This window comes from Actinomadura sp. NPDC049382, assembly GCF_040677125.1.
GTDB lineage: Bacteria > Actinomycetota > Actinomycetes > Streptosporangiales > Streptosporangiaceae > Spirillospora > Spirillospora geliboluensis.
The window spans coordinates 1-4,737 of sequence record NZ_JBFARO010000239.1; the positions used below are offsets into that span (position 1 = coordinate 1).

The following is a 4,737-nucleotide window of genomic DNA, read 5'->3' on the forward strand; positions in this document are numbered from 1 at the left end:
CAGGAGACCGACCCGGCACAGATGCGCACGATCCTCCGCCACCCGGTCCGCCCCGCCTGACTCCTCACCGGGGAGGCGTGCGCCCGGCTGCCGGGGGGGGGGCGGGCGGCGGGTGAGGTGGCGGGGGCGGTCATGACGTGGTCCCCGCGGTGCCGTCCCCGGCCGCGGGGAGCCGGTCGCCGTGCCCGCTCTGCTCACCGTGGCTGGTGCCGTGGCTGGTGCCGTGGCGGCGGTCGAGGCGGCGGGGGTGGAAGATCCATGCGCGCATCAGCAGGAACCGGGCCAGGGTGGCGGCGGCGTTGGCGGTGACGAGCGCGGCGAGCTCGACGGCGCGGGACGCGCCGGGCGCGGCGGCGTGCAGCAGCGCCAGGCCGCCGGTGGACAGGGCGAGGCCGAACAGGAACGCGGCGCCGCCTTCGAGCTGGTGGCGCAGGGCGCGGCGGGTGCCGGTGACGCCGAAGGTGAAGCGCCGGTTGGCGGCGGTGTTGCCGATCGTGGTGACGGTCAGCGACACCGCGTTCGCCCACAGCGGCCCCATGGCCAGGCGCAGCAGCAGGAACAGGGCGAGCTGGGCGAGGGTGCTGAGGACGCCGATGACGGCGAAGGCGGGCAGCTGCCGGCGCATCCCGGCGGGCAGGCCGGCCGTCGGCGCTGCGCGGGCGACGGGGGCGCGGAACGCGCCGGTGAGGATGCGGCGGGCGACGCGGGCCATGCCGCGCAGGTCGTCGCGGGCGGTGCGGAGCACGTCGACGCGGGAGTCGGGGTCGTCGACCCAGTCGACGGGGACCTCGTGGATGCGCAGCCCGTTGCGTTCGGCGAGCAGCAGCAGTTCGGTGTCGAAGAACCACGCCTCGTCCTCGACGGCGGGCAGCAGCGCCTGGACGATCTCGGTGCGGGCGGCCTTGAACCCGCACTGGGCGTCGGTGAAGCGGGCGGCGAGCGCGGTGCGCAGCAGCAGGTTGTAGCAGCGGGAGATGGCCTCGCGGCGGGGGCCGCGGACGACGGCGGAGCCGCGGGTCAGGCGCGATCCGATGGCCAGGTCGCTGTGCCCGGAGATCAGCGGCGCGACCAGCGGCAGGAACGCGTCCAGGTCGGTGGACAGGTCGACGTCCATGTAGGCGACGACGTCGGCGTCGCTGCCGCCCCACACGTGCCGCAGCGCCCGCCCGCGGCCCTTCTGCTCCAGCCGGACGGCCCGCACGTGCGGGAGCCGGGCCTGCAGGCCGGCGGCGATCGTCCAGGTGGCGTCGGTGCTGGCGTTGTCGGCGACGGTGATGCGGAACGGGTAGGGGAAGGTGTCGGCCAGGTAGCCGTGGAGGCGGTGGACGCTGGCGGCCAGGACGCGTTCCTCGTTGTGGACGGGGACGACCACCTCGACCAGCCGTCCCCGTCCCGCGTGCTCGGGCGGGGACGGCGGCGGCGCGGCAGGCGTGCCCCGTTCGGTGATGAGGTGACTCATGGGACCGAGGGTGCGGCGCGGCCGTGGGAAGCCGGTGAGCCGCCGATGAAGGCGGCATGAGAATGCGCCCGGCGCCCTCTCATCCCCCCGGGCGGATGGGAGGGCGCCGCGGCCGGTCAGTCGGGGGGCCGGGGGGTGCCGGGGAGGTTCACGCGGGCGAGGGTGCCGCCGCCGGGGGCGGGGTCCAGGGCGACGCTGCCGCCGGATTCGGCGACGACGCGGGCGACGATGGACAGGCCCAGGCCGGAGCCGGGCAGGCTCCGCGCGGACGGGGACCGCCAGAACCGCTCGAACACGTGCGGGAGGTCGGCGGCGGGGATGCCGGGCCCGTGGTCGCGGACGGTCAGCTCCCCGCCGGTGAGGCCGACGGTGACGGTGCCGCCGGGCGGGGAGAACTTGACGGCGTTGTCGAGCAGGTTCACCACGGCGCGTTCCAGGGAGGCGGGGTCGCCGAGCACGTACCAGGGGCCGATCGCGGCCTCGATGGTGAGGCCGGGGCCGCGGAGCCGGGCGCGTTCGACGGCGCGGCCGGCGACGTCGTGCAGCGCGACGGTCTCGTGGACGGGCTGCGCCTCGGCGGGCCGGGCCAGTTCCAGCAGGTCCCCGACGAGGCTGGACAGCTCCAGCATCTGCGCCTTGACGCTGGTGAGCAGGTTGCGGCGGGCGGCGGGCGGCAGGTCGCGGCCGGTGGCCTCGGCGCGCAGCAGCAGGTCGATGTTGGTGCGCAGGCTGGTGAGGGGGGTGCGCAGTTCGTGGCCGGCGTCGGCGATGAGCTGCTGCTGGCGTTCGCGGGACGCGGCGAGCTGCGCGGTCATGCTGTTGAAGGAGCGGCTGAGCCGGGCGATCTCGTCGGTGCCCTCCTCGGGGATGCGGGTGGCGAGGTCCTCGGTGCGGGCGATGTGCTCGACGGCGCCGGTCAGCTCGTCCACCGGCCGCAGCGACGCCCGGGCGATCATGAGGCCGGAGGCGGCCGACACCAGCACGCCGAGGGCGGTGACGGCGGTGAGCAGCAGCGCGAGGTTGTCCAGGGGCCCTTCGACCTCGTCCAGCGACAGCGCGTAGGACACGGCGGCGGTGCCGCCGTCGGGGGTGCGGAACCCGCGGGTGAGGACCCGGACGTGGTCGTCGGCGCCGGCGGCGGTGACGCCGGTGCCGTCGTGGTAGACGTGGCCGCGTTCGCCGCGGGCGACCGCGGCGTCGGCGTCGGTGACGCGCAGCGCGCCCGCGCCGGGGACGGTGCAGCGGCGCCCGTCGGCGGCGACGACCTGCATCATCTCGTAGGGGCCGGGCAGGGCGTTGAGCGCGGCGGTGGGCCGGTCGGTGCAGTCGGCGAGGGCGGTCTGGACCTGCCGGGCGGTGCGGGCGCGGAACGGCCCGGCGGGGCCGCCGGGCGCCTCGGGCGGGCCGCCGGAGGTGACGGCCAGCCGCCGGTCCAGTTCCCGGTACAGCTGGTTGCGGGTGAGCAGCCACCCGGCGGTGGCGCAGGCGGCGACGGCGAGCGCGACGGCCGCGGCGGTCAGCAGCGCCATGCGGGCGCGCAGGGTCAGCCGCCGGGCGACGCGGGCGCGGGTCCCGCCGCCGGCGGGCCGGGTCACGGGGACGCCGCCGTCCGCAGCACGTACCCGACGCCGCGGACGGTGTGGACCAGCCGCGGCAGCCCGCCGGCCTCGGTCTTGCGCCGCAGGTACATCACGTACACGTCCAGGGAGTTGGAGGCGGGTTCGAAGTCGAAGCCCCAGACGGTCTCCAGGATCTGCTCGCGGGTGAGGACCTGGCGGGGGTGGGCGAGGAACATCTCCAGCAGCATGTACTCGGTGCGGGTGAGTTCGACGGGCCGGCCGGCGCGGGTGACCTCGCGGGTGCGGGTGTCCATGCGCAGGTCGTCGAACGCCAGGACGTCCTGCCGGGCGGCGCCGGCGGCGGGGGCGGCGGTCATGGCGGCGCGGCGCAGCAGGGCGCGGACGCGGGCGAGGAGCTCGTCGAGTTCGAAGGGTTTGGCGAGGTAGTCGTCGGCGCCGGCGTCCAGGCCGGTGACGCGGTCGCCGACCATGTCGCGGGCGGTGAGCATGAGGACGGGCATGGTGGCGCCGAGGGCGCGCAGCCGCCGGCAGGTGGTCAGGCCGTCCATCCGCGGCATGAGGACGTCCAGGACGACCAGGTCGGGGGTGTCGCGCTGGACCCGGTCGAGGGCGGTGACGCCGTCGGCGGCGCCGGCGACCCGGTAGCCCTCGAACTCCAGGCTGCTGGACAGCGACTCGCGGACGGCGGGTTCGTCGTCGACCACCAGTATCCGCGCGGGTCCGGTCTCCGGGGTGTCGGGCTCCATGCACTCACCGTAAACAGCGCCGGTGGCGGCCCGCGCACCGGCGGTGGTTTCTCATGGTTCTCTCAGGATCTTCTGAGCGGCGGTTCAGGCGCGCGGCGGGGCCCCGCCGTCGGTTTCGGCGGCGGTTTCGGCGGTGGCCTCGGCGGTGGCCTCGGCCCACACGTCACCGGGGTCCCGCGATTCGGCGCGTTGCGCTTGGTTTCGGTGCGCGTCGGCGGGGTGCGGTTCGGCGGCGGGGGCGGTCTCGACGACCACGGTCGCGGTGACGACGGTGGTCTCCCCGGCCTCCCCGACCTCCGCGCTGACCTCGGTCGCGGTCGCGGTCGCGGCACTGGGGCGGGTGGCGGTGGTCCAGGTGGTCTTGGCGACGTCGACGACGACGTCGCGGGAGATCTCCAGGATCATGCCGCGCAGCCGCTCGCGCATGGCCAGGCGGAGGGCGTCGCGGAGCAGTTCGCGCAGGGCGGCCTCCATCGCGGCGGTGGCGGCGCGGGTCGCGGCGCGGGCGGCGAGGTCGCGGGCGGTGCGGGCGAGGTGGCTGCCGGCGGCGGCGGTGAGCAGGCCGGCGGCGGTGCGGGCGGTGCCGGATCCGGCGGCGCGGGCGGCCAGGTCCCCGGCGGTGCCGGCGAGCGGGGCGAGTTCGGCGGTGAGGCCGGTGTCGCGGGCGGTGTCGCGCAGGGCGGCGGCGAGGTCGCGGGCGGCCTGCTCGGCGGTGTCTCGGACGACCCGGGCGACGATGTCGCGGCCGGCGGTCAGCGCGGCCTCGGTCGCGGCGTCGGCGGCGGTGTCGATCGCGGCGTCCACGACGGCCCTGGTGGCGATCTGCACGGCCGGCGCGGACGCGGTCCGCCCGGCGAGTCAAGACCTGGGAACCGGGGGGACGCGGCCGCGCGGCGGCCGCGGGAGAAGGGGGCCCGATGCCGGAACGGCGCCGGAGGACCGTGCGCGACCT

General features: G+C 76.8%; 4 protein-coding genes. All 4 read right to left on the reverse strand.

Annotated elements, in window-relative coordinates:
• Nucleotides 1-130: 130 nt before the first annotated feature.
• Nucleotides 131-1,459 (reverse strand): glycosyltransferase, encoded by a 1,329-nt coding sequence (locus tag AB0K34_RS46085; protein ID WP_301178101.1) that lies wholly within the window; start codon nucleotides 1,457-1,459, stop codon nucleotides 131-133.
• 116 nt (nucleotides 1,460-1,575) lie between these two features.
• Nucleotides 1,576-3,054 (reverse strand): HAMP domain-containing sensor histidine kinase, encoded by a 1,479-nt coding sequence (locus tag AB0K34_RS46090; RefSeq protein ID WP_364554846.1) that lies wholly within the window; start codon nucleotides 3,052-3,054, stop codon nucleotides 1,576-1,578.
• The gene (locus tag AB0K34_RS46095) at nucleotides 3,051-3,785 is read right to left on the reverse strand and encodes a response regulator transcription factor (protein WP_301178099.1); all 735 of its coding nucleotides are present in this window, start codon (nucleotides 3,783-3,785) and stop codon (nucleotides 3,051-3,053) included. The genes AB0K34_RS46090 and AB0K34_RS46095 overlap by 4 nt, the downstream gene beginning before the upstream one ends.
• 84 nt (nucleotides 3,786-3,869) lie before the next feature.
• Nucleotides 3,870-4,613 (reverse strand): hypothetical protein, encoded by a 744-nt coding sequence (locus tag AB0K34_RS46100; RefSeq protein ID WP_364554848.1) that lies wholly within the window; start codon nucleotides 4,611-4,613, stop codon nucleotides 3,870-3,872.
• Nucleotides 4,614-4,737 lie beyond the last annotated feature (124 nt).

What these genes read in the sequence shown, in the direction of transcription:
- AB0K34_RS46085 (WP_301178101.1), bottom strand. Translation starts at nt 1,459, where the DNA reads ATGAGTCACCTCATCACCGAACGGGGCACGCCTGCCGCGCCGCCGCCG.
- AB0K34_RS46095 (WP_301178099.1), bottom strand. Translation starts at nt 3,785, where the DNA reads ATGGAGCCCGACACCCCGGAGACCGGACCCGCGCGGATACTGGTGGTC.